Genomic DNA, 23,962 nt, shown 5'->3' on the forward strand with positions numbered 1-23,962 from the left:
ACATTTCAAATCAATAAACTATGAAAACCCTCAGAAAAGAAAAAACTTGTTAAAAAAATGCTACAAAAACAACCCATTTTAGTAAAAAATGAAATACTCCTAACGCAAATAAATAAATCAAGGAAAATTCTTATACACAACCTAAAAGTAATAACGCACGAGAAATTCATTATTTTCGTGGTTATTTATAAAAATAAGAATATTCCGCGAATAATATAAAAATCCTGGTATTCGAATGATACGGTTTATTTCGCGCATTTATCACAACGTGTTGCTGTTCTTCGCCGCTTTCACTCAAAGCGATGAGATAGCATCTTATACCCGTACACACGGTGTCACATTGCCCTCTCCGCCATTCAGACAATTCCCGACAGTCTTCCATATTTCCTCCATTTTTCTGCCGACTGACCTGACTAAACTAGTATCATTCCCCGAAGTGTTTCAGGATGAGAACGTATAACGATGAAAGGCAGTCATAAATCCCGCTGGGCAATCGCCGCTGGCATCATTGTGGTGGTCCTTGCCGCCGCCTGGTACTGGCACACTCAATCCGCCGAGCCTTCTACTCCGGCAGGCGCCAGCAGTCAGTCAAAACGCCCTGCGGGCGGGGGACGTCACGGTATGCGCGGCGGCGCGCTGGCACCGGTTCAGGCGGCCACCGCGGTGAATAAAGCCGTGCCTCGCTATCTCACAGGCCTGGGGACCATTACCGCCGCCAACACCGTCACGGTACGCAGCCGCGTCGACGGTCAGCTCATGGCGATCCACTTCCAGGAAGGTCAGCAGGTGAAAGCTGGCGATTTACTGGCTGAAATCGACCCAAGCCAGTTTAAGGTCGCCCTTGCCCAGGCTCAGGGACAGCTGGCGAAAGACAAAGCCACGCTCGCTAACGCCCGGCGCGATCTGGCGCGCTATCAGCAGCTGGTGAAAACCAACCTGGTCTCTCGTCAGGAGCTGGACACGCAGCAGTCGCTGGTCAGCGAAACGCAGGGCACCATCAAAGCTGACGAGGCCGCGGTGGCCAGCGCACAGCTGCAGCTTGACTGGAGCCGCATCACCGCGCCAATTGACGGACGCGTTGGCCTCAAGCAGGTCGATATCGGCAACCAGATCTCAAGCGGTGATACCACGGGCATCGTGGTCATAACCCAGACCCACCCGATTGATTTAGTCTTCACCCTGCCGGAAAGCGAAATTGCGACGGTGGTGCAGGCGCAGAAAGCCGGAAAGGGGCTGGTGGTGGAAGCCTGGGACCGTACCAACAAGCAGAAATTGAGCGAAGGTTCTTTGCTTAGCCTGGATAACCAGATCGACACCACCACCGGCACCATCAAGCTGAAAGCGCGCTTTAACAACCAGGACGACGCCCTCTTCCCGAATCAGTTTGTAAACGCACGCATGCTGGTGGCGACCGAAGAAAACGCGGTGGTGATCCCCACCGCCGCGCTGCAGATGGGCAACGAAGGTAACTTCGTCTGGGTGCTGAACAGCGACAATAAAGTCAGCAAGCACCTGGTGAAAACCGGGATTCAGGACAGCCAGACGGTTGTGATCAGCGCCGGACTCTCTGCGGGCGACCGCGTGGTGACGGACGGTATCGATCGTCTGACCGAAGGCGCCAAAGTCGAAGTGGTCGAACCCGCAAAACAGGGAGCGAACTCCTGATGCAGGTCATGCCGCCAGGCGCAACAGGTGGGCCATCACGCCTGTTTATTCTGCGCCCTGTTGCCACCACGCTGCTGATGGTGGCGATCCTGCTCGCCGGGATTATTGGCTATCGCTTCCTGCCCGTCTCGGCGCTGCCGGAAGTGGATTACCCCACCATTCAGGTCGTTACCCTCTATCCTGGCGCCAGCCCGGATGTGGTGACCTCCGCCATTACCGCACCGCTGGAACGCCAGTTTGGTCAGATGTCGGGCCTGAAACAGATGTCATCGCAAAGCTCCGGTGGGGCATCGGTGGTAACGCTGCAGTTCCAGCTCTCGCTGTCACTGGATGTGGCCGAGCAGGAGGTGCAGGCTGCGATCAACGCCGCCACCAACCTGCTGCCGTCAGACCTGCCTAACCCGCCGGTCTACAGCAAAGTAAACCCGGCGGATCCGCCGATCATGACCCTTGCTGTCACCTCTTCCGCCATGCCAATGACCCAGGTGGAAGACATGGTCGAAACCCGCGTGGCGCAGAAAATTTCCCAGGTCTCCGGCGTCGGGCTGGTAACGCTGGCGGGCGGACAACGCCCGGCGGTGCGCGTGAAGCTTAATGCGCAGGCCATCGCTGCGCTGGGGCTGACCAGCGAAACCATCCGCACCGCCATCAGCAACGCCAACGTCAACTCGGCGAAAGGCTCGCTGGACGGCCCGACCCGCGCTGTGACGCTCTCGGCCAACGATCAGATGCAATCTGCCGATGAGTACCGTCAGCTGATTATTGCCTACCAGAACGGTGCGCCGGTACGTCTGGGTGACGTCGCCACCGTTGAACAAGGCGCGGAAAACAGCTGGCTGGGTGCGTGGGCCAACAAACAGCAGGCGATTGTAATGAACGTGCAGCGCCAGCCGGGCGCTAACATCATTGAAACCGCCGACAGCATTCGCACCATGCTCCCGCAGCTTATCGAAAGCCTGCCCAAATCGGTCACTGTGAAGGTGCTTTCCGACCGTACCACCAACATTCGCGCGTCGGTTACCGATACCCAGTTTGAGCTGATGCTGGCGATTGCGCTGGTAGTGATGATCATCTATTTGTTCCTGCGCAACGTACCGGCAACCATCATTCCCGCCGTTGCCGTGCCGCTCTCGCTGGTGGGAACATTTGCCGTGATGGTGTTCCTCGATTTTTCGATCAACAACCTGACGCTGATGGCGCTCACCATCGCCACCGGCTTCGTGGTGGATGATGCCATCGTTGTGATCGAGAACATCTCGCGCTATATCGAGAAAGGCGAAAAACCGCTGGCCGCTGCGCTGAAAGGTGCGGGCGAGATCGGATTTACCATTATCTCGCTGACCTTCTCGCTGATTGCGGTGCTGATCCCGCTGCTGTTTATGGGCGATATCGTCGGGCGACTGTTCCGCGAGTTTGCCGTCACGCTGGCGGTCGCCATTCTGATCTCTGCCGTGGTGTCGCTGACCCTGACGCCAATGATGTGCGCCCGCATGCTGAGCCATGAATCCCTGCGCAAGCAAAACCGTTTCTCTCGCGCCTCTGAGCGGATGTTCGAACGGATCATTGCCGCTTATGGCCGGGTGCTGGCAAAAGTGCTTAACCACCCGTGGGCGACGCTCGGCGTGGCGCTCGGCACGCTGGCACTCAGCGTCATGCTGTGGATCGTTATCCCGAAAGGCTTCTTCCCGATTCAGGACAACGGCATTATTCAGGGCACGCTTCAGGCGCCCCAGTCGGTCTCCTTCGCCAGCATGGCGCAGCGTCAGCAGCAGGTCTCTGACATCATCATGAAAGATCCGGCGGTGGAAAGCCTGACCGCGTACGTGGGCGTCGATGGCACCAACCCGTCGCTGAACAGTGCGCGTCTGCAGATCAACCTCAAGCCGCTGGACGACCGCGACGATCGGGTCAACGCCGTTATTGAGCGGCTGCAAACTGCCGTGGCGCGCGTGCCGGGGATTGAACTTTACCTGCAGCCAATTCAGGATTTGACCATCGATACCCAGGTCAGCCGCACGCAGTACCAGTTCACGCTTCAGGCCACCAGCCTTGATGCGCTGAGCACGTGGGTACCGCAACTGGTCAACAAACTCAAGGCGCTGCCGCAGCTTTCTGACGTCAGCAGCGACTGGCAGGACAAAGGGCTGGCGGCATATGTGAATGTCAATCGCGATACTGCCAGCCGACTGGGCATCACCATGTCCGACGTGGACAACGCGCTCTATAACGCCTTTGGTCAGCGCCTCATCTCCACCATTTATACCCAGGCGAATCAGTATCGCGTGGTGCTGGAACACAACACCGATAACACGCCCGGCCTGGCCGCGCTGGACTCGGTGCGCCTGACCAGCAAAGAGGGCGGCATTGTACCGTTAAACGCCATTGCCAGCGTGGAGGAGCGTTATACGCCGCTGTCGATTAACCATCTCGATCAGTTCCCGTCCACCACCATCTCGTTCAACGTACCGGACAACTATTCGCTGGGTGAAGCGGTCGAGGCCATTCTGGGCGCAGAGAAAGAACTCAACTTCCCGTCTGATATTCAGACCCAGTTCCAGGGCAGCACCCTGGCGTTCCAGGCTGCGCTGGGCAATACCATCTGGCTGATCGTGGCTGCCGTGGTGGCGATGTACATCGTCCTCGGGGTGCTGTACGAAAGCTTTATCCACCCAATCACCATCCTCTCCACCCTGCCGACCGCCGGGGTGGGTGCGCTACTGGCCCTGATGCTGGCGGGCAGCGAACTGGACGTCATCGCCATTATCGGCATCATCCTGCTTATCGGGATCGTGAAGAAAAACGCCATCATGATGATCGACTTCGCCCTTGCCGCCGAGCGCGAGCAGGGCATGTCGCCGCGAGACGCCATCTTCCAGGCCTGTCTGTTGCGTTTTCGTCCGATCCTGATGACCACGCTCGCCGCCCTGCTGGGCGCGCTGCCGCTGATGCTCAGCACCGGCGTCGGTGCCGAGCTGCGCCGTCCGCTGGGTATCGGCATGGTCGGTGGTCTGCTGGTGAGCCAGGTGCTGACGCTGTTCACCACGCCGGTGATTTACCTGCTGTTTGACCAACTGGCCCTGTGGACCAAAAGCCGCTTCCCGAAACGTGAAGAGGAGGCGTAAGTGAAGTTTTTCGCCCTCTTCATTTACCGCCCGGTGGCGACGATTTTAATCTCGCTCGCCATTACGCTGTGCGGCGTGCTGGGCTTCCGCCTGCTGCCGGTAGCCCCCCTGCCGCAGGTGGATTTTCCGGTGATCATGGTCAGCGCATCGCTGCCGGGCGCGTCGCCGGAGACCATGGCCTCGTCGGTTGCCACGCCACTGGAACGCTCGCTCGGGCGAATTGCGGGGGTCAACGAGATGACCTCCAGCAGCTCGCTCGGCAGCACGCGCATCATTCTGGAGTTCAGCTTCGACCGGGATATTAACGGTGCGGCGCGCGACGTGCAGGCCGCCATCAACGCCGCGCAAAGCCTGCTGCCGAGCGGAATGCCAAGCCGCCCGACCTACCGTAAAGCCAACCCGTCCGACGCGCCGATCATGATCCTGACGCTGACCTCGGACACCTATTCCCAGGGGCAGCTCTACGACTTTGCGTCGACCCAACTGGCGCAGACGATCTCACAAATAAACGGCGTGGGTGACGTGAGCGTTGGCGGTAGCTCCCTGCCCGCCGTGCGCGTCGGCCTGAACCCGCAGGCGCTGTTTAACCAGGGCGTGTCGCTGGATGACGTGCGCTCCGCCATTAGCAGCGCCAACGTGCGCAGGCCGCAGGGGGCGATAGAGAGCAACAGCCACCGCTGGCAGATCCAGACCAACGACGAGCTCAAAACCGCCGCCGAATATCAGCCGCTCATCATCCACTACAATAACGGCGCGGCGGTACGTTTAAGCGACGTAGCCAGCGTCACCGACTCGGTGCAGGACGTGCGCAACGCCGGGATGACCAACGCCAAACCGGCCATCTTGCTGATGATCCGCAAGCTGCCGGAAGCCAATATTATCGAAACGGTAAACAGCATTCGCGCGCGTTTGCCGGAGTTACAGAAGACCATCCCAGCCGCTATTGATCTGCAGATTGCCCAGGATCGTTCGCCGACCATTCGCGCCTCGCTTGAAGAGGTGGAACAGACGCTGGTGATCTCCGTCGGGCTGGTGATCCTGGTGGTGTTCCTGTTTCTGCGCTCGGGCCGCGCAACGCTTATTCCCGCCGTTGCGGTACCGGTGTCGCTGATTGGTACCTTCGCCGCCATGTACCTGTGCGGCTTTAGCCTGAACAACCTGTCGCTGATGGCGCTGACCATCGCCACCGGCTTTGTGGTCGATGACGCCATCGTGGTGCTGGAGAATATTTCCCGCCATCTGGAAGCCGGGGTAAAACCGCTGCAGGCCGCCCTGCAGGGCACGCGCGAAGTGGGCTTTACGGTGCTCTCCATGAGCCTGTCGCTGGTGGCGGTATTCCTGCCGCTGCTGCTGATGGGCGGGCTGCCGGGGCGACTGCTGCGCGAATTTGCCGTCACCCTTTCGGTGGCTATCGGCATCTCGCTGATTATCTCGCTAACGCTCACGCCAATGATGTGCGGCTGGATGCTTAAGCGCAGCAAACCGCACTCGCAGCCGCGTCGTAAAGGGTTTGGCCGTTTCCTGTTGGCAATGCAGGAAGGGTACGGAAAATCACTGAAGTGGGTGCTCAACCACACGCGGCTGGTTGGTCTGGTGCTTGTCGGCACCATCGCGCTCAACGTCTGGCTGTATATCTCCATCCCGAAAACCTTCTTCCCGGAGCAGGACACCGGCGTGCTGATGGGCGGCATCCAGGCTGACCAGAGTATTTCCTTCCAGGCGATGCGCGGCAAGCTGCAGGATTTTATGAAGATCATCCGCGAAGACAGGGCGGTGGATAACGTTACCGGCTTTACCGGCGGGTCACGCGTTAACAGCGGGATGATGTTTATCACCCTTAAGCCGCGCGGCGAGCGCAATGAAACGGCGCAGCAGGTGATAGACCGGCTGCGAATGAAGCTCGCCAAAGAGCCAGGCGCCAACCTGTTTTTGATGGCCGTTCAGGATATCCGCGTGGGCGGACGTCAGGCGAACGCCAGCTACCAGTACACCCTGCTCTCTGACGATCTGGCCGCGTTGCGCGAGTGGGAGCCCAAAATCCGTAAAGCGCTGGCCGCCCTGCCGCAGCTGGCGGACGTGAACTCCGATCAGCAGGACAACGGGGCAGAGATGGGGTTGACCTACGATCGTGAAACCATGTCGCGGCTGGGCATTAACGTTGAAGCCGCCAACAGTCTGCTGAACAACGCCTTTGGCCAGCGCGAGATTTCCACCATCTATCAGCCAATGAACCAGTACAAGGTGGTGATGGAAGTGGACCCGCGCTATACCCAGGACATCAGCGCGCTGGATAAAATGTTTGTCATTAACAACGACGGTAAAGCGATCCCGCTCTCTTACTTCGCCAGCTGGCGGCCCGCTAACGCGCCGCTCTCTGTGAACCATCAGGGGTTGTCGGCAGCGTCCACAATCTCCTTTAACCTGCCCACCGGCTCGTCGCTTTCCGAGGCCAGCGAGGCCATCGACCGTGCCATGACCCAGCTCGGCGTGCCCTCGACCGTACGCGGCAGTTTTGCCGGGACCGCGCAGGTCTTCCAGGAGACGATGAATTCGCAGGTGATTTTGATTCTGGCGGCCATTGCCACGGTCTATATCGTGCTTGGCGTGCTGTATGAGAGCTATGTTCATCCGCTGACCATTCTCTCGACGCTGCCGTCGGCAGGCGTGGGGGCGTTGCTGGCGCTGGAGCTGTTTGGCGCGCCCTTTAGCCTCATCGCCTTAATCGGGATCATGCTGTTAATTGGTATTGTGAAGAAAAACGCCATCATGATGGTGGACTTTGCGCTGGAGGCTCAGCGTAACGGCAACCTGACGCCAGAAGAGGCGATTTTCCAGGCCTGCCTGCTGCGTTTTCGTCCGATCATGATGACCACGCTGGCGGCGCTGTTTGGCGCGCTGCCGCTGGTGATCTCCGGTGGCGATGGTTCAGAGCTGCGCCAGCCGCTGGGGATCACTATCGTCGGTGGGCTGGTGATGAGTCAGCTCCTGACGCTCTACACCACGCCGGTGGTCTATCTGTTCTTTGACCGCCTGCGGCTGCGTTTTTCACGTAAAAACAGAACCACGGTGACCGGGTAAATGACTGATCTTCCCAGTAACGTTCGCTGGCAATTATGGATAGTGGCCTTCGGCTTTTTTATGCAGTCGCTGGATACTACCATCGTCAACACCGCCCTCCCCTCAATGGCAAAAAGCCTGGGGGAGAGCCCGCTGCACATGCATATGGTGATTGTCTCCTATGTGCTGACCGTTGCCGTGATGCTCCCTGCCAGCGGCTGGCTGGCGGACAAAGTGGGGGTGCGCAATATCTTCTTCACCGCTATCGTGCTGTTTACCGCGGGTTCGCTGTGTTGCGCGATGGCGAATACGCTGGATCAGCTGATAATGGCACGCGTTCTGCAGGGCGTCGGTGGGGCTATGATGGTGCCAGTCGGGCGACTGACGGTGATGAAAATCGTCCCGCGCGAGCAGTATATGGCGGCAATGACTTTTGTGACCTTACCAGGCCAGGTGGGTCCGCTGCTTGGTCCGGCGCTGGGCGGGATACTCGTGGAATATGCCTCCTGGCACTGGATTTTCCTCATCAACCTGCCGGTGGGCATTATTGGCGCTATCGCCACCCTGGCGTTGATGCCCAACTACACCCTGCAGACGCGGCGCTTTGATGTAGTCGGTTTTCTGTTGCTCGCCACCGGTATGGCGACGCTGACCCTCGCTCTCGACGGGCAAAAAGGGCTGGGAATCTCCTCACTGACGCTCGCCATTCTGATCGTTATCGGGATGAGCGCCATTTTGTGGTATCTGTGGCATGCCAGAGGAAACGACCGGGCGCTGTTCAGCCTGACGCTGTTTAAAAACCCTACTTACCGGCTTGGCCTGTTCGGAAGTTTTGCGGGGCGCGTGGACAGCGGCATGCTGCCGTTTATGACACCCGTGTTCCTGCAAATCGGTATGGGCTTTTCACCGTTTCACGCGGGGCTGATGATGATCCCGATGGTGCTGGGCAGCATGGGAATGAAGCGCATTGTGGTGCAGGTGGTTAACCGCTTTGGCTATCGCCACGTGCTGGTCACCGCCACGCTGGGGCTGGCACTGGTCAGCCTGCTGTTTATGGCCGTAGCGCTGATGGGCTGGTACTACGCCCTGCCGCTGGTGCTGTTCTGCCAGGGCATTATTAACTCCATGCGCTTCTCGTCGATGAACACCCTGACGCTGAAGGATCTGCCGGACGAACTGGCAAGCAGCGGCAACAGTTTGCTGTCGATGATCATGCAGCTCTCCATGAGCGTGGGGGTCACCATTGCCGGTTTACTGCTCGGCATGTACGGTCAGCACCATCTCAGCATCGACACACCGGTGGCGCATCAGGTCTTTTTATACACGTATCTCAGCATGGCGGTTATCATCGCCCTGCCCGCTTTCATCTTCGCCCGTGTGCCGGATGATACCCGTAAGAACGTCGTTATCCGGCGCAGTAAAAGGAGTGGATCATGAAATTCTGGCGTCCGGGCATTACCGGTAAGCTCTTTCTGGCAATTTTTGCCACCTGTATTGTCCTGCTAATCACCATGCACTGGGCCGTACGGCTCAGCTTTGAGCGCGGTTTTATCGATTACATTAAGCATGGTAATGAGCAGCGCCTGCAAGGTTTGAGCGATGCACTGAGCGAGCAGTATGCCCAGCACGGGAACTGGCGTTTTTTGCGCAACAATGACCGTTTTATCTTCCAGATCCTGCGCTCGCTGGAGCACGATAGCGGCGATGACCGCCCCGGCCCGGGCATGCCGCCCCACGGCTGGCGCACCCAGTTCTGGGTGATCGACCAGGATATGCGCACGCTGGTTGGCCCTCGTGCGCCCATCCCCCCGGACGGCACCCGGCGGGCAATCAAAGTGAATAACGCTACCGTCGGCTGGGTTATCGCCTCTCCAGTGGAACGCCTGACGCGCAACACCGATATCAACTTCGATCGTCAGCAGCGCCGGGCCAGTTGGCTGATCGTCATCCTCTCCACGCTGCTGGCCGCGCTTGCCACCTTCCCGCTGGCGCGGGGCCTGCTCGCCCCGGTGAAAAGGCTGGTGGAAGGTACGCATAAACTGGCCGCCGGGGATTTTTCCACCCGCGTGGACACGCGCAGCCAGGATGAGCTGGGCAAGCTGGCGCAGGATTTTAACCAGCTCGCCAGTACGCTGGAGAAAAACCAGCAGATGCGGCGCGATTTTATGGCCGATATTTCGCACGAGCTGCGCACCCCGCTGGCAGTGCTGCGCGGCGAACTGGAGGCCATTCAGGATGGCGTGCGCAAGTTCACGCCCGAATCCGTGGCTTCGCTGCAGGCGGAAGTGGGTACGCTGACCAAACTGGTAGACGATCTGCACCAGCTCTCCATGTCAGACGAAGGGGCGCTGGCCTACCAGAAAGCACCGGTGGACGTGATCAACATTCTGGAGGTTATCAGTGGGGCTTTCCGCGAACGTTTTGCCAGCCGCAACCTGACCATTGACCTCTCCCTGCCGGACAGCGCGGTGGTGTTTGGCGATAAAGATCGTCTGATGCAGCTTTTCAACAACCTGCTTGAAAACAGCCTGCGCTACACCGACAGCGGTGGCGGACTCCACATCTCCGGCAGACAGGAAAACGGCCGCTTCGCCCTCACCTTTGCCGACTCCGCTCCCGGCGTGCAGGATGCGCAGCTGGAAAAACTGTTTGAACGTTTTTATCGCACCGAAGGCTCCCGCAACCGTGCCAGCGGCGGCTCCGGGCTGGGACTGGCGATTTGCGTTAATATCGTCGAGGCGCACAATGGCACCCTGCATGCCGCCCATTCGCCTTTTGGCGGGGTTAGCATTACAGTAGAGTTACCGCTGGAACGGGATTTATCGAGAGAAGCATGACCGAATTACCGATTGACGAAAACACGCCACGCATTTTGATTGTGGAAGACGAGCCTAAGCTTGGGCAGTTACTGATCGACTATTTACGTGCGGCCAGCTACGCCCCGTCGCTTATCAGCCATGGCGATCAGGTGTTACCGTACGTGCGCCAGACGCCGCCGGATCTGATCCTGCTGGATCTGATGCTCCCCGGCACGGATGGCCTGACCCTGTGCCGGGAAATTCGTCGCTTCTCCGACGTGCCGATCGTCATGGTGACGGCAAAAATCGAAGAGATCGACCGACTGCTGGGACTCGAAATTGGCGCGGACGATTACATTTGCAAACCCTACAGCCCGCGTGAAGTGGTCGCCCGCGTGAAAACCATTCTGCGTCGCTGTAAGCCGCAGCGCGAGCTTCAGGTGCTGGACGCCGAAAGCCCGCTGATTGTCGATGAGAGCCGCTTCCAGGCCAGCTGGCGCAGCAAGCTTCTCGATCTCACGCCTGCTGAGTTCCGCCTGCTGAAAACCCTTTCCCACGAGCCGGGAAAAGTGTTCTCTCGCGAGCAGCTGCTCAACCACCTGTATGACGATTACCGCGTGGTGACAGACCGCACCATCGACAGCCACATCAAAAACCTGCGCCGTAAGCTGGAGGCGCTCGACGCCGAACAGTCATTTATTCGCGCGGTGTATGGCGTGGGATACCGCTGGGAAGCGGATGCGTGCAGGATTGCATAGCTAAACGCCCCCTCACCCTAACCCTCTCCACAAAGGGGTGAGGGGCAAAGCTTTACCTCCCTGCCCCGCAGCGCTACAATGCCCGCCCTTAAAGTGGGGGATCTCCCCTTACCGCTGCACCTGGTGCACGCGGATCTGACCTGTCATCAGAACGAGAATAAACATGTTTAAACCGGAACTCCTTTCCCCGGCGGGAACGCTGCAAAATATGCGTTACGCTTTCGCCTATGGTGCCGACGCCGTCTACGCGGGCCAACCGCGCTACTCGCTGCGCGTGCGCAACAACGAATTCAACCACGAGAACCTGCAGCTCGGCATCAACGAAGCGCATGCCCTGGGCAAAAAATTCTACGTGGTGGTTAATATCGCGCCGCACAATGCCAAGCTGAAGACGTTCATCCGTGACCTGAAGCCGGTGGTGGATATGGGGCCGGACGCGCTGATCATGTCGGATCCGGGTTTAATCATGCTGGTTCGGGAGAACTTCCCGGAGATGGATATTCACCTCTCCGTGCAGGCTAACGCCGTTAACTGGGCGACGGTCAAATTCTGGAAACAGATGGGGCTGACCCGCGTCATTCTGTCGCGTGAACTTTCCCTCGACGAAATTGAAGAGATCCGCACCCAGGTGCCGGATATGGAAATCGAAATTTTCGTTCACGGTGCGCTGTGCATGGCCTACTCCGGGCGTTGCCTGCTCTCCGGTTACATCAACAAGCGCGACCCGAACCAGGGCACCTGCACCAACGCCTGCCGCTGGGAATATAATGTCCAGGAAGGCAAAGAGGACGATATCGGTAATATCGTCCACAAGCATGAGCCAATCCCGGTTACGAACGTTGAGCCTACGCTGGGCATCGGCGCACCAACCGACAGCGTGTTTATGATTGAAGAGGCCAAACGTCCGGGCGAGTACATGACCGCCTTTGAAGACGAGCATGGCACGTACATCATGAACTCAAAAGATCTGCGCGCCGTCGCCCACGTTGAACGTCTGACCCAGATGGGCGTGCACTCCCTGAAAATTGAAGGCCGCACCAAATCCTATTACTACTGCGCGCGTACCGCACAGGTGTACCGCAAAGCGATTGACGACGCGGCAGCCGGTAAACCGTTCGACACCAGCCTGCTGGAAACTCTGGAAGGTCTGGCGCACCGCGGCTATACCGAAGGTTTCCTGCGTCGTCATACCCATGACGACTACCAGAACTACGAGCATGGCTACTCCGTGTCCGAGCGTCAGCAGTTTGTCGGCGATTTTACCGGCGAGCGCAAAGGTGCGCTGGCCGCCGTGGCGGTGAAAAACAAGTTCACCAAAGGCGACAGCCTGGAGCTGATGACCCCGCAGGGCAACATGAACTTCACGCTGGAACACCTGGAGAACGGCAAAGGCGAAGCGATTGAGGTCGCGCCGGGCAATGGCCATACCGTCTGGCTGCCGGTACCGGAAGAGGTGGAGCTGGAGTTTGCCCTGCTGATGCGCAATTTCAACGGTGAAAGCACCCGAAATCCGCATAGTAAATAGTCAACCAGGGAAATTTTTTCGCGCCGGGAAAATTCTTAGAATCGGATCACATACCGCTTCGTTCAATACGGGTATTATCCCCAGCGCTGAAAAACATAACCCATAAATGCTAGCTGTACCAGGAACCACCTCCTTAGCCCGCGTAATCTCCCTTACGTGGGCTTATTTTTTAATGCTCTGTTTTTCGCCATTCTGCTGCACTTGCATGGAACATCTCCTGAGGAAATAAAATTACACTTTTGATGCCTGTAGGCGATCGCATCACCTTGTTTCTGCAACAATCCATTTGAATCAAAAGATGTCAGGCCTTACCATCAATAACCACTCAAAAAGCAAGGGATTCTATATGTACACCTATAAGATGGTTCAGATTCCACCAAACATTTCTATCAAGGCAAAGGATAATAAAGATGGCATTGCAGCAGCGTATTTAGAGCAAGAAGTGAATTCCTGGGCTGCCGAAGGGTGGGAATTCCAGCGCGTTGATACAATCGGTATAGAAGAGCGGCCAGGGTGCTTTGGCGGAAATAAATCAACATTGACACACTATTATGTCATTACTTTCAGAAAAGAAGTGACAGATGCTTAAATGGCTTAGCATACATTTCATACTCTTATACCGTAACCATGCCCCAATGAGTATCCGTAATCGCTGCCGCCATACTCCTTCCTGCTCAAAGTACACGCTGATTAGCCTGAAGCGGTTCGGTTTTCTGAAAGGGTGGAGATTGGGATTACAACGCATTTATCGCTGTCGTCCTCCTCATGGAGGTTTCGATTATCCTCCTCATAAATGAGTCTAAATTGGTAAGGCCTCCAGATAAAATTGGCGGCCTTATTTTTCCCTTTCATCCTGTTCTTACCCGCTTTTTTCCACACTGCTATACACTCTTACTAACGCTAAAAAAGGGAGCAGCGAGGATGGCAACCTATCCAGACAGTTTATTGATTCTCAATGGTAAAAGTGCAGGCAACGATCTGCTGCGTCAGGCAATCACTGATTTGCGGGAAGACGGGGCGCGGATCCATGTACGGGTCACGTGGGAAAAAGGCGACGCGGCACGGTATATCCATGAAGGCCTGACGTTGGGCGTCGAAACCATTATCTCCGGCGGCGGCGACGGCACCATCAATGAGATCGCCTCTGCGCTTGTCGACCTGCCCACCGAAGACCGTCCGGTGATGGGCATTTTACCGCTCGGTACCGCCAATGATTTTGCCACCAGCGCTGGCATTCCGGAGGAGTTGAGTAAAGCCCTGCAACTGGCGATCCTTGGCAAAGCTACCGCCGTGGACATTGCGCAGGTGAATGACAAAACCTGCTTTATCAACATGGCGACGGGCGGGTTCGGCACGCGGATCACCAGCGAAACGCCGGAAAAACTCAAAGCGGCGCTGGGCGGTGTCTCTTATCTGATCCACGGTCTGATGCGCATGGACACCCTCAAGCCGGACCGCTGTGAAATTCGCGGCGAGGATTTCCAGTGGCAGGGAGACGCGCTGGTGATTGGCATTGGCAACGGTCGTCAGGCAGGCGGCGGGCAGCAGCTTTGCCCGGAGGCGCTGATTAATGACGGTCAGCTTCAGCTGCGTATTTTCACCGGCGACGGCCTGCTGCCCGCGCTATTTACCACGCTGACGCAGCCCGAAGAGAGCCCAAACATTATTGCCGGAAAATCCGCGTGGTTCGAAGTAAATGCCCCGCACGGGATGACGTTTAATCTGGATGGGGAACCGTTGAGCGGGGAGCATTTCCGCATAGAGGTGTTGCCCGGCGCGCTGCAGTGCCGGTTGCCGCCGGATTGTGTGCTTCTGCGCTAATCCCCTCACCCCAGCCCTCTCCCACAGGGAGAGGGAGAGTGAGGCGTCAGGCGATCGTCACTTTGCTGTCCAGATAGACATCCTGAACTGCATTGATCAGCTTCACGCCGTCAGCCATCGATTTCTTAAACGCTTTACGGCCAAGTATCAGCCCCATACCGCCTGCGCGTTTGTTGATAACCGCCGTGCGTACCGCGTCAGACAGGTCAGTATCTCCACCCGCCGCACCGCCGGAGTTAATCAGCCCGGCGCGTCCCATGTAGCAGTTCGCCAGCTGGTAGCGCACCAGGTCGATCGGGTTATCGCTGGTCAGTTTGCTGTAGACACGGTCATCGGTATAACCGAAGTTCACCGCCTTATAGCCGCCGTTATTCTCGGCCATTTTCTGCTTCACGATGTCAGCGCCAATGGTTGCGGCCAGGTGGTTCGCCTGACCGGTCAGGTCAGCTGAGACGTGGTAATCCACCCCGTCTTTTTTAAACGCGGAGTTACGCAGATACGCCCACAGCACGGTCACCATCCCGAGCTCATGGGCGCGTTCAAAGGCGGCGGAAATCTCTTCAATCTGACGACGGGACTGCTCAGAGCCGAAGTAGATCGTCGCCCCAACCGCTACTGCGCCCATATTGAACGCCTGCTCAACGCTGGCGTAGAGGGTCTGGTCATATTCGGTTGGGTAGCTGAGCGTCTCGTTGTGGTTCAGTTTGACGAGGAAAGGAATGCGGTGGGCATAACGCCGTGAAACAGACGCCAGCACGCCATAGGTAGAGGCCACACAGTTACAGCCTGCTTCAATCGCCAGCTCAACAATGTTCTTCGGATCAAAGTAGAGCGGATTGGCTGCAAAGGAGGCGCCTGCCGAGTGCTCAACGCCCTGGTCAACCGGCAGAATCGAGAGATACCCGGTACCGCCCAGCCGCCCGGTATTATAGAGCGTCTGCATATTTCGCAGCACGGCCGGTGGACGGTTGTTATCCACCATCACGCGGTCAACGTAGTCGTGGCCGGGCAGATAAAGCTGGTCGGCTGGAATGGTCATACAACGATGCTGTAAAAGGCTGTCGGCGTCTTTGCCAAGCAACTGCGCAATATCAGTCATAGCGATGCTCCCGTAATTCCGACGTCATGTCGGTGAGTGTTTATCCAGACCCACATTTTTATGGGCAGACTAAGCCTGGTACCGACTTAACAGATTTTCCAGCATTTGCATTTTTTTTCAGCACAATCTGCTGGCTCGATTCGTGTACAACAAAACTGTTACATTGATCAAACAATCACCACAAAGGTATTTTAAAGGTATTATTGAATGGTATGTTAAAGGCGTACTCTCACTGACATGCAGGATTAAACAATGAAAACGAAAGTCCAACTGTCATTCATGATGTTTGTTGAATGGTTTATCTGGGGAGCGTGGTTTGTGCCGCTGTGGCTATGGCTGAGCAAAAGCGGCTTTACCGCCGGGGAGATTGGCTGGTCCTACGCCTGTACGGCCATTGCGGCGATCCTGTCGCCTATTCTCGTCGGCTCGCTGACCGACCGCTTCTTTGCCGCCCAGAAAGTGCTGGCGGTTCTGATGTTTGCCGGTGCCATTCTGATGTACTTCGCCGCACAGCAAACCCAGTTCAGCACCTTCTTCCCGCTGCTGCTGGCCTACTCTCTTACCTATATGCCCACCATTGCGCTGACCAACAGTATTGCCTTCGCCAACGTCGATGACGTGGAAGCCGATTTCCCGCGTATTCGCGTGATGGGCACTATCGGCTGGATCGCCTCCGGTCTGGCATGCGGGTTCCTGCCGCAGATGCTGGGCTATAGCGATATCTCTGATACCAATATTCCGCTGCTGATGACCGCAGCCAGCTCCGCCCTGCTGGGCGTGTTTGCCCTGTTCCTGCCGAATACGCCGCCGAAAAGTACCGGCAAGCTGGATTTCAAAGTGATGCTCGGTCTGGACGCGCTGATCCTGCTGCGCGACAAAAACTTCCTGGTATTCTTCTTCTGCTCTTTCCTGTTCGCGATGCCGCTGGCCTTCTATTACATCTTCGCCAACGGCTATCTCACCGAAGTGGGGATGAAAAACGCCACCGGCTGGATGACGCTCGGCCAGTTCTCTGAAATCTTCTTTATGCTGGCGCTGCCGTTCTTCACTAAACGCTTTGGTATTAAGAAGGTCTTACTGCTGGGCCTGCTCACGGCCGCCATCCGCTACGGTTTCTTTGTTTACGGTGGCGCGGAACAATACTTCACCTATGCGTTGCTGTTCCTCGGCATTCTGCTGCACGGGGTGAGCTACGACTTCTACTATGTAACCGCGTATATCTACGTGGATAAAAAAGCGCCGGCGCATATGCGTACGGCTGCGCAAGGCCTGATTACGCTGTGCTGTCAGGGCTTTGGTAGCCTGCTGGGTTACCGCCTGGGCGGCGTGATGATGGAAAAAATGTTCGCTTACAAAGAGCCGGTGAATGGGCTGACCTTCAACTGGGCCGGAATGTGGACATTCGGTGCGATCATGATTGCCGTGATCGCCGTGCTGTTTATGCTGTTTTTCCGCGAATCGGACAAAGAGATCACCGCAATTGAGGTGGTTGATGGCGATGCTGCGCTGACACAAGGGGAAGTTAAATGAAACAAGAACGTATTCTCGGTGCTCTTTACGGGCAGGCGTTAGGGGATGCGATGGGTATGCCCTCCGAGCTGTGGCCAAGAAAGCGCGTAAAAGCGCACTTCGGCTGGATCGACCGCTTCTTACCCGGTCCGGCAGAGAATAACGCGGCCTGCTATTTTAAGCGCGCGGAGTTTACCGATGATACTTCGATGGCACTGTGCCTGGCCGATGCGATTATCGAATGCGACGGGGAGATTGACGCGGATGTCATCGGCAAACACATCCTGAACTGGGCGCTGGATTTCGATGCCTTTAATAAAAACGTGCTGGGTCCCACCTCAAAAATCGCGCTTAACGCCATCCGCGACGGCAAACCCGTCAGTGAACTGGACAACAACGGTGTGACCAACGGGGCGGCGATGCGGGCTTCCCCGCTGGGCTGCCTGCTACCGGCGACGCGGCTGGAACATTTTGTCGGGCAGGTCGCGCTGGCCTCCAGCCCGACGCATAAATCGGACCTCGCCATCGCCGGGGCCGTGGTGATTGCCTGGGCGGTTTCGCGCGCCATCGACGGCGAGCGCTGGCAGAACATCGTCGATGCCCTGCCCGGTATTGCCCGCTACGCACAGGAGGCGAATACCACCACCTTCAGCGCCTCGCTGGCGGCTCGTATTGAACTGGCGCTTAAGACCGTGCGGGAAGCCCACGGCATCGACTCCGCCAGCGAGCAGGTTTACCAGCTTATTGGCGCGGGCACCAGCACCATTGAGTCCGTTCCGGCGGCGATTGCGATGGTGGAGCTGGCCGGCACGGACCCTAACCGCTGCGCGATTTTGTGCGCCAACCTCGGCGGAGATACAGACACCATCGGGGCGATGGCAACGGCCATCTGCGGGGCACTGCACGGCGTGCAGGCGATTGACCCGGCGCTGAAGGATGAACTCGATACCGAAAACCGGCTCGATTTTGACTACTATTGCGAAAAACTGCTGCACTACCGGGAGCAAAGGGAGGGCGTATGAGTACGTTAGCCCAACGTCTTGAAACGTTACAGGCCACACGCCCGGTCACGGTGCTGGGCGCGGCGGTCATCGACGTGATCGCCGACGCGTACGCCCTGCCCTGGCGCGGATGCGATATCGAGCTGAAACAACAAGGGGTGAATATCGGCGGCTGTGCGCTGAATATTGCCATCGCCCTGAAGCGCCTCGGCATTGCGGCGCAAAACGCCCTGCCCGTCGGCCACGGCGTATGGGCGGAGATCATCCGTAACGCCATGGCCAGGCAGGATCTGCACAGCGCCGTGGAGGCCGAAGCAGGCGATAACGGCTGGTGTCTGGCGCTGGTAGAGCCTGACGGTGAACGTACCTTTATGTCGTTCAGCGGCGTGGAGAACCAGTGGCAGCCGCACTGGCTGGATGGGCTGAATGTCCCGCCGGGTAGCCTGGTGTATCTGTCCGGCTATCAGCTGGCATCACCATCGGGTGAACTGCTCACACGCTGGCTGGAGTCGCTGGAAAATGTCACCGCGTTTATCGATTTTGGCCCCCGCATTGCCGATATTCCCGACGCGCTGATGGCGCGGATCATGGCCCTGAAACCCATCGTGTCGCTCAATCGTCAGGAGGCGCAGATTGCCGCGGAGCGCGCTGGCATGGACGTTGAGACTTTAGGCGTGCAGTGGCAGCACCGTTATGGCGCCGCGCTGATTATTCGTCACGACAAAGATGGCGCAGCCTGGTATGAAGGCGACGCATCGGGTTATGTTCCTGCGTTTCCCGCCACCGTCGTCGATACCATTGGCGCAGGCGACAGCCATGCGGGCGGTACGCTTGCCGGTCTGGCGGCAGGATGGCGTCTGGCGGATGCCGTGACGCTGGGGAATGCCGTGGCGGCCTGGGTGGTCAGCCACCGCGGCGGGGATTGCGCGCCGACGCGCGAGGCCTTACTCCTCGCACACAAAGACGTATAGGTCGCTGCGACAGTAGCTGATGCTGTACTCAATCGGCCGGTGCTGCTGGTCAAGCGCAACCTGCTTGATCACCAGTACCGGTATTTTGTCATCCATACTGATATGCGCCTGAAACTCGCTGTCCGGCATCCGGGCGCTGACCCGGGAGCGGGTGCGTTGCGGAAAGATATTCTGGCTACGGAAGTAGTCGTACAGCGAGATGCCAATTGCGTCCGGGTCATGAATTAACTCAACCGGAACCCAGGACTCCTCAATCGACACCGCGTCATCGTCAACGTAACGAATGCGCTTAAGCAAGAATACCTCGCTGTCCGGGGGGACCGACAGCTGGCTGGCCACCTCTTCCGGACACTTCACCACCCGTTTATTCACCCACAGCGTGTTAGGTTTTTTACCGCGCAGCACCACCTGCTGGGAAAACCCGCGCGCTTCCTTGAGCGAATATTCAAAGATGTTGTTGATCTGTGTCCCGTAACCCCGGGCGCGCGTTACCACGCCCTCTTCTTCCAGCGCCTGCATCGCTTTGCGCACGGTAATGCGCGACACCCCGGTTAACTGGCTCAGATCGCGCTCGCCGGGCAGAATATTCCCGTGCTCCAGCACCCCGCTGCGTACCGCGTTTTTTACCGTTTCGGCAAATTTCAGATACAGCGGCATGTTGTCGGGCGCGGCGATCCGTTCATTGAGTTGAGCGATTAACCGGGTATGCGCTTGTTCCATCTCTGTTTTCTCAGGCGTGGTGTTTCCTGCCAGTATACTGGCTTACCACCATGCATGAAAATGATGAACCGGCCCAATACCGTGACCCACTTCCAGAGTATCGGCTTTTGCCAGCGCGGCCGAGAGCCATGTTTTGGCCTCGCGTACCGTATCGTCCCAGCTGTTGTGCCGTGGACGCAGCGCCGCCAGCGCGGCAGAGAGCGTGCACCCCGTACCGTGGGTATTTTTGGTATGCACGCGCGGGGCCGTGAAACGCAGTTCACCGTCGCGGGTAAAGAGCCAGTCCGGGCTTTCATCGTCATCGAGATGGCCGCCTTTCATTAGCACCGCGCCACACCCCATCGCCAGCAGGGCGTTCCCCTGCTCTTTCATCTCACGTTCGTTCTGCGCGTGCGGCGCGTCTAACAGTGCGGCCGCTTCCGGCAGATTTGGCGTAATCAGCGCCACCTGCGGCAGCAGTTTCTTGCGCAATGTCTCAACAGCAGATACAGAGAGCAGCGGGTCACCGCTTTTAGCCAGCATCACCGTATCAAGCACCACATTTTGCACCTGATAACGTTGCAGCCGCTCAGCCACCGCCTCGACGATATCCGTTTCCGCCAGCATCCCGATTTTGGTGGTGTCGATGCGCACATCGCTGAACACCGAGTCCAGCTGTGCACCGACAAAATCAGGCTCGATACGGTAGACCGACTGCACGCCGCGCGTGTTTTGCGCCACCAGCGCGGTGATCACCGAGCAGCCGTAAGCGCCAAGAGCGGAGAACGTTTTCAGGTCGGCCTGGATACCGGCACCGCCGCTTGGATCGGTACCGGCAATCGTCAGAGCATTAATTCGTTTCATGCCTGTGCCTCCAGGTTATGCAGCGCATCAAGGAACGCGCTGGCAAAGCTGCCCGGCCCGTGAGACTGCGCAACGGCGATCGTTCCGGCACGCTTCATCCATCCGCAGGCAGCGGCAACATTATCCAGCCGATCCCCCGGCAGGGAACAACTCGCCGCCACCACCGCCGAGAGCGCACACCCGGTGCCCACCACGCGGGTCATTAACGGATCGCCGCCCGCAACCGTTCGGGTGCGCTGGCCGTCGGTGACGTAATCCACCTCCCCCGTCACCGCCACAATGGCATTGGTCTGGCGAGCCAGCGCCTGCGCGGCGGGTAGCGCGGCAACGGCGGTGTCGGTGGTATCCACACCGCGTCCCCCTGCGCTCATCCCCGCAAGGGCGAGAATTTCCGACGCATTGCCGCGAATGGCGGCTGGTTTCAGGGCAAGGATTTGATGACAAAAGCGGGTACGGAACGCCAGAGCGCCCACCGCAACCGGGTCGAGCGTCCAGGGCTTGCCTGCCGCCACCGCGTTTTCAATAGCCCGACGCATCGACTGGGCGCGGGGCGTGGTGAGGGTACCGACGTTAATCAGCAGCGCATCGGCCATCCCGGCAAACTGCTCGGCCTCTTCGGCTTCAATCACCATTGCCGGAGAAGCGCCAAGCGCCAGCAGAACGTTGGCCGTAAAGGTTTGCACGACATCGTTGGTCATACAGTGCGTAAGCGGGGAACGGGTTCGGAAGTGATGTAAAACGTGTAAATCGAGCAGGTCAGGCTGCATAGGTTCGCTCCTGCCTTGCGTGAAGAAGCGATGACCAGAGGAGGCATCTGACTTCCCTACGCTGGCATTATCCAGATCAGGTAATACGGGTATTTCTCAGCCTTCACAAAGAAGGGCACCCCGAGTCAAATAAAACAAAATCAAAAGCTTGCGATTAACGTCCCGTTAATCCCTGATCAGGATAATGCCACCGGGAAGTCAAAGACACAACCCTTCTAAAAACAGCATGTGTCCCAGCTTGTGGCTCACATTGTGGCTCACTGCGGTAACCTACTAATACAAAAAAGGCCGGGTAGCCCCAGCCTAAGTTTCACGGGTTGTTCTCATTTGTTTCCAAATTGGCAGATGCAAGTTTCCACTATGCATCTACGCCAGAACAGGACTATCCGATTGTTTCCTCATCAGCAGTCAAGACGTCAGCATGAAAATAGCTCATATATTGGATACCAAACTCAGAAAAAAGCATAAAAAACCAAAAAAAAAATAAATTTCAGATAAAAATATTAAAAAAAATCATAATACAATATGATAAATCCGTATTAATTATAGGCAAATAAATTCAGTTTTTTTTTCATTCATTTAGAAATAAATTGAAATAAAAAACAAAGAGAACTGACCATGCCTCAACGAATTCAGCAAATCCAAAGCATCGTGGCTCAAAGAGGAATCGAGCATCTTGTTCATTTCACTCGGGTCGATAACTTAGCAAGCATAATGCAAAATGGCATCATCCCAATTGCAAACACCGCCCAAAATCAAATTAATCCAGTCATTAATGATCCTTATAGATGGGATGGACATACAAATGCGTCATGTCTATCAATAACGCGACCGAACCACCATATGTTTTACAGGTTACGTTGCGATAACCCTCAAACTGAATGGGTTGTTCTACTTTTGCGTCCAGCTTTACTTTGGGAAAAACCATGTGCATTTTGTTGCCACAATGCTGCCGATGGAACAATGAGTAGCCAACCCCTAGATCAGCTTCAAGATACTGCCGCACTCTCAGGAATGTTTGATGAAATGCCAGCGTTACAAACTCGACAAGAGCAACGCTTGCTGCCCTACGACACTACAGACGCGCAAGCAGAAGTGTTAGTATTTGATACGATTGAGCCACATTATATTGTTGGCGCAGCATTCTGCAAACAAGCGGTAAAAGCAGATTATGAAAATCTGCTTTTGGGAAGAAATGTATGTTTGAACCAAGTAGGGGGCGGTTTCTTTGCTTCTCGCTCATTCGTTCGATAAGGTAGTTTCATGGCACAAAGACCAGTATACGTTCCTGTTGTTGAACAATCACTCTTCGTTAAAACCGAACTTGTGGAATTCAAGTGGTTTCCGGGCATGTCAGTTTCACAGAAACAGAAGTCTATCGACTCTCTTCATGAAGCAGCCAAAACAAATCTGCCAAATGTTGACAAAATTCTTGAGATTTCCAGCAAGTCGCGTGACAGTCTCGGTATTGCATTGAGTGCTTTTAACCTGTCTTTTACTACTCTGAAACACCAACGCACATTAACTATCGAATGTGCGTTTCAAGGTAGCAAAGTCTTCCAACGAGGGGGGCCATATACCGACATGTTTGACATGACTCCACGCGAGGCCAAAAAGGACAAACGTTTATTGACTTCTGGCAGACTAACCGGATTCAAGTTTTTTGGTAAAGAATGGGAACTGGAGCCACGTACTGCATTTTATGATTGGCTGTACATAAGTGCATTGAAAAAACGTACCGAGCTAGCAGAGCAACTAATTGAATATTCAGCATTTACCGACATAGAGTTTAACCCTGAGCGCTCGATAAATTGCCAAGCATATTCTGCGGCATTATATGTTTCATTGTACAAACAAGGCATTCTTGATGATGCCATTGCATCTAAAGAGAGTTTCCTAGAAACGATCAAAAGTGCATCAATAAGTAATGCTCTTCAAGATGAAACAACTCAATCGGGTTTTGGGTTTTGAAAGCCGGGATTAACCCGGCCTCAATGTTTCAGTTTAGTCTTTCGATGCTGCTCATAATGAGCAAGTGCTGATTCCCAACCGTAATCATTCATCCGCTGCAAAAAAGTGCTGCGTGGAACGTCGAAATATCTCGCAATGGCTGACAGGTTCAGCCAATTATCAGATCGGTTATCAAGGCTCATTGCCAGAAGTGGCAGACCTTTCGAGTTGTGAATCGCCACGGGTTTAACAGACACCTCAGAGTCATTTAAGATGGCTTAAAGAGAGGTGCCCATGAGCGGTAAGCGTTATCCCGAAGAGTTTAAAACTGAAGCAGTCAAACAGGTTGTTGATCG

At 56.4% G+C, this 23,962-nt stretch carries 19 protein-coding genes and 1 riboswitch; of the genes, 15 read left to right on the forward strand and 4 right to left on the reverse strand.

Annotated elements, in window-relative coordinates:
- The first annotated feature begins 462 nt into the window (after positions 1–462).
- From PUZ33_RS17740 to yegS, 10 genes are all read left to right on the forward strand, one after another.
- Entirely contained in the window at positions 463–1,665 is a 1,203-nt protein-coding gene (locus tag PUZ33_RS17740; protein ID WP_013097899.1) for an MdtA/MuxA family multidrug efflux RND transporter periplasmic adaptor subunit, read from the forward strand.
- Entirely contained in the window at positions 1,665–4,787 is a 3,123-nt protein-coding gene (locus tag PUZ33_RS17745; RefSeq protein WP_058680599.1) for an MdtB/MuxB family multidrug efflux RND transporter permease subunit, read from the forward strand. Before PUZ33_RS17740 ends, PUZ33_RS17745 begins: the two co-directional genes overlap by 1 nt.
- Entirely contained in the window at positions 4,788–7,865 is a 3,078-nt protein-coding gene (gene mdtC, locus PUZ33_RS17750) for a multidrug efflux RND transporter permease subunit MdtC (RefSeq protein WP_058680598.1), read from the forward strand.
- The gene (locus PUZ33_RS17755; RefSeq protein WP_274205352.1) at positions 7,866–9,281 is read left to right on the forward strand and encodes an MFS transporter; all 1,416 of its coding nucleotides are present in this window, start codon (positions 7,866–7,868) and stop codon (positions 9,279–9,281) included.
- Positions 9,278–10,681 carry a two-component system sensor histidine kinase BaeS gene (gene baeS, locus PUZ33_RS17760; RefSeq protein ID WP_045903330.1) on the forward strand — a complete coding sequence of 468 codons (1,404 nt, stop codon included), beginning with the start codon at positions 9,278–9,280 and terminating at the stop codon, positions 10,679–10,681. The genes PUZ33_RS17755 and baeS overlap by 4 nt, the downstream gene beginning before the upstream one ends.
- A complete protein-coding gene (gene baeR, locus PUZ33_RS17765) occupies positions 10,678–11,400 on the forward strand; it encodes a two-component system response regulator BaeR (protein ID WP_013097904.1) in 723 nt (240 codons plus the stop codon). The genes baeS and baeR overlap by 4 nt, the downstream gene beginning before the upstream one ends.
- A gap of 163 nt (positions 11,401–11,563) precedes the next feature.
- Positions 11,564–12,925, forward strand: coding sequence for a prephenate-dependent tRNA uridine(34) hydroxylase TrhP (trhP, locus tag PUZ33_RS17770; RefSeq protein WP_040022494.1), 1,362 nt, complete (start codon positions 11,564–11,566; stop codon positions 12,923–12,925).
- Between the two features lie 346 nt (positions 12,926–13,271).
- Positions 13,272–13,514 carry a hypothetical protein gene (locus tag PUZ33_RS17775; protein ID WP_013097906.1) on the forward strand — a complete coding sequence of 81 codons (243 nt, stop codon included), beginning with the start codon at positions 13,272–13,274 and terminating at the stop codon, positions 13,512–13,514.
- Positions 13,507–13,722: a membrane protein insertion efficiency factor YidD gene (gene yidD, locus PUZ33_RS25280; protein WP_071829996.1), complete on the forward strand. Its 216-nt coding sequence runs from the start codon at positions 13,507–13,509 to the stop codon at positions 13,720–13,722. The genes PUZ33_RS17775 and yidD overlap by 8 nt, the downstream gene beginning before the upstream one ends.
- 124 nt (positions 13,723–13,846) lie before the next feature.
- Positions 13,847–14,746 (forward strand): lipid kinase YegS, encoded by a 900-nt coding sequence (yegS, locus tag PUZ33_RS17780; protein WP_023621952.1) that lies wholly within the window; start codon positions 13,847–13,849, stop codon positions 14,744–14,746.
- 46 nt (positions 14,747–14,792) lie between these two features.
- Here the strand turns inward: yegS and fbaB are convergent, their stop codons facing one another.
- A complete protein-coding gene (fbaB, locus tag PUZ33_RS17785) occupies positions 14,793–15,845 on the reverse strand; it encodes a class I fructose-bisphosphate aldolase (RefSeq protein WP_008500869.1) in 1,053 nt (350 codons plus the stop codon).
- A 252-nt stretch (positions 15,846–16,097) separates the two neighbouring features.
- Here fbaB and PUZ33_RS17790 point away from each other — a divergent pair, with 252 nt between their 5' ends.
- Genes PUZ33_RS17790 through PUZ33_RS17800 form a run of 3 tightly spaced genes read left to right on the forward strand, consistent with a single transcriptional unit; the run spans position 16,098 to position 19,326 of the window.
- Entirely contained in the window at positions 16,098–17,375 is a 1,278-nt protein-coding gene (locus tag PUZ33_RS17790) for a nucleoside permease (RefSeq protein ID WP_013097908.1), read from the forward strand.
- Complete coding sequence (locus PUZ33_RS17795) at positions 17,372–18,376, forward strand: ADP-ribosylglycohydrolase family protein (protein ID WP_040022486.1); 1,005 nt, start codon at positions 17,372–17,374, stop codon at positions 18,374–18,376. The genes PUZ33_RS17790 and PUZ33_RS17795 overlap by 4 nt, the downstream gene beginning before the upstream one ends.
- Entirely contained in the window at positions 18,373–19,326 is a 954-nt protein-coding gene (locus PUZ33_RS17800) for a PfkB family carbohydrate kinase (protein WP_058680596.1), read from the forward strand. Before PUZ33_RS17795 ends, PUZ33_RS17800 begins: the two co-directional genes overlap by 4 nt.
- Here the strand turns inward: PUZ33_RS17800 and PUZ33_RS17805 are convergent.
- The 3 genes from PUZ33_RS17805 to thiM are packed head-to-tail and all read right to left on the reverse strand — an operon-like array spanning position 19,300 to position 21,656.
- Positions 19,300–20,046 carry a GntR family transcriptional regulator gene (locus PUZ33_RS17805; RefSeq protein ID WP_013097911.1) on the reverse strand — a complete coding sequence of 249 codons (747 nt, stop codon included), beginning with the start codon at positions 20,044–20,046 and terminating at the stop codon, positions 19,300–19,302. The genes PUZ33_RS17800 and PUZ33_RS17805 overlap by 27 nt on opposite strands.
- A 42-nt stretch (positions 20,047–20,088) precedes the next feature.
- Positions 20,089–20,889, reverse strand: coding sequence for a bifunctional hydroxymethylpyrimidine kinase/phosphomethylpyrimidine kinase (gene thiD / locus PUZ33_RS17810; protein WP_058680594.1), 801 nt, complete (start codon positions 20,887–20,889; stop codon positions 20,089–20,091).
- On the reverse strand, positions 20,886–21,656 hold the full coding sequence (gene thiM / locus PUZ33_RS17815; protein WP_058680593.1) for a hydroxyethylthiazole kinase: 771 nt from the start codon (positions 21,654–21,656) through the stop codon (positions 20,886–20,888). Before thiM ends, thiD begins: the two co-directional genes overlap by 4 nt.
- A gap of 36 nt (positions 21,657–21,692) precedes the next feature.
- Positions 21,693–21,789: riboswitch (TPP riboswitch) on the reverse strand.
- 485 nt (positions 21,790–22,274) lie between these two features.
- Here thiM and PUZ33_RS17820 point away from each other — a divergent pair.
- Positions 22,275–22,910, forward strand: coding sequence for a DarT ssDNA thymidine ADP-ribosyltransferase family protein (locus tag PUZ33_RS17820; RefSeq protein ID WP_097649334.1), 636 nt, complete (start codon positions 22,275–22,277; stop codon positions 22,908–22,910).
- Between the two features lie 9 nt (positions 22,911–22,919).
- A complete protein-coding gene (locus PUZ33_RS17825; RefSeq protein ID WP_097649333.1) occupies positions 22,920–23,627 on the forward strand; it encodes a DarT1-associated NADAR antitoxin family protein in 708 nt (235 codons plus the stop codon).
- The last annotated feature ends 335 nt before the right edge of the window (positions 23,628–23,962 follow it).

The organism is Enterobacter cloacae complex sp. 2022EL-00981 (genome assembly GCF_028737495.1).
Taxonomy (GTDB): Bacteria; Pseudomonadota; Gammaproteobacteria; order Enterobacterales; family Enterobacteriaceae; genus Enterobacter; species Enterobacter cloacae.

Excerpts from the sequence above, each read along its gene's own strand:
- PUZ33_RS17755 (WP_274205352.1), top strand. The coding sequence starts at position 7,866 with ATGACTGATCTTCCCAGTAACGTTCGCTGGCAATTATGGATAGTGGCC.
- PUZ33_RS17825 (WP_097649333.1), top strand. The coding sequence starts at position 22,920 with ATGGCACAAAGACCAGTATACGTTCCTGTTGTTGAACAATCACTCTTC.
- PUZ33_RS17795 (WP_040022486.1), top strand. The coding sequence starts at position 17,372 with ATGAAACAAGAACGTATTCTCGGTGCTCTTTACGGGCAGGCGTTAGGG.
- trhP (WP_040022494.1), top strand. The coding sequence starts at position 11,564 with ATGTTTAAACCGGAACTCCTTTCCCCGGCGGGAACGCTGCAAAATATG.
- yidD (WP_071829996.1), top strand. The coding sequence starts at position 13,507 with ATGCTTAAATGGCTTAGCATACATTTCATACTCTTATACCGTAACCAT.
- PUZ33_RS17740 (WP_013097899.1), top strand. The coding sequence starts at position 463 with ATGAAAGGCAGTCATAAATCCCGCTGGGCAATCGCCGCTGGCATCATT.
- PUZ33_RS17805 (WP_013097911.1), bottom strand. The coding sequence starts at position 20,046 with ATGGAACAAGCGCATACCCGGTTAATCGCTCAACTCAATGAACGGATC.
- PUZ33_RS17820 (WP_097649334.1), top strand. The coding sequence starts at position 22,275 with ATGCCTCAACGAATTCAGCAAATCCAAAGCATCGTGGCTCAAAGAGGA.
- fbaB (WP_008500869.1), bottom strand. The coding sequence starts at position 15,845 with ATGACTGATATTGCGCAGTTGCTTGGCAAAGACGCCGACAGCCTTTTA.
- PUZ33_RS17790 (WP_013097908.1), top strand. The coding sequence starts at position 16,098 with ATGAAAACGAAAGTCCAACTGTCATTCATGATGTTTGTTGAATGGTTT.
- yegS (WP_023621952.1), top strand. The coding sequence starts at position 13,847 with ATGGCAACCTATCCAGACAGTTTATTGATTCTCAATGGTAAAAGTGCA.
- baeS (WP_045903330.1), top strand. The coding sequence starts at position 9,278 with ATGAAATTCTGGCGTCCGGGCATTACCGGTAAGCTCTTTCTGGCAATT.
- thiM (WP_058680593.1), bottom strand. The coding sequence starts at position 21,656 with ATGCAGCCTGACCTGCTCGATTTACACGTTTTACATCACTTCCGAACC.
- PUZ33_RS17775 (WP_013097906.1), top strand. The coding sequence starts at position 13,272 with ATGTACACCTATAAGATGGTTCAGATTCCACCAAACATTTCTATCAAG.
- PUZ33_RS17800 (WP_058680596.1), top strand. The coding sequence starts at position 18,373 with ATGAGTACGTTAGCCCAACGTCTTGAAACGTTACAGGCCACACGCCCG.
- thiD (WP_058680594.1), bottom strand. The coding sequence starts at position 20,889 with ATGAAACGAATTAATGCTCTGACGATTGCCGGTACCGATCCAAGCGGC.
- baeR (WP_013097904.1), top strand. The coding sequence starts at position 10,678 with ATGACCGAATTACCGATTGACGAAAACACGCCACGCATTTTGATTGTG.
- PUZ33_RS17745 (WP_058680599.1), top strand. The coding sequence starts at position 1,665 with ATGCAGGTCATGCCGCCAGGCGCAACAGGTGGGCCATCACGCCTGTTT.